The following is a 237-nucleotide window of genomic DNA, read 5'->3' as shown; positions in this document are numbered from 1 at the left end:
GTCCTGGGAATCTTGTTCCTGTCTGATTCGTTGTATAATCCGTACCGTTCCATGTGAAGGTCGCTCCCGAACAAATGGTTTGATTCGTTACTATATCTACAGGTTTTGGCGTTACAGTCAAGTTCAACACTTGATCTGCAGTACAACCGTCTGCTCCTGGGAATCTTGTTCCTGTCTGATTCGTTGTATAATCCGTACCGTTCCAGGTGAAGGTCGCTCCCGAACAAATGGTTTGAT

1 protein-coding gene is annotated in these 237 nt (G+C 45.6%); it reads right to left on the bottom strand.

Annotated elements, in window-relative coordinates:
* On the bottom strand, nucleotides 1-237 hold a 237-nt coding region (locus B0E44_RS18655; RefSeq protein WP_165688738.1), incomplete at both ends, for a hypothetical protein.

The organism is Flavobacterium sp. A45 (assembly GCF_002001005.1).
Classification (GTDB): Bacteria; Bacteroidota; Bacteroidia; order Flavobacteriales; family Flavobacteriaceae; genus Flavobacterium.
Note: the sequence above shows the minus strand (reverse complement) of the source record. Positions and strands in the feature narration are given on the sequence as shown.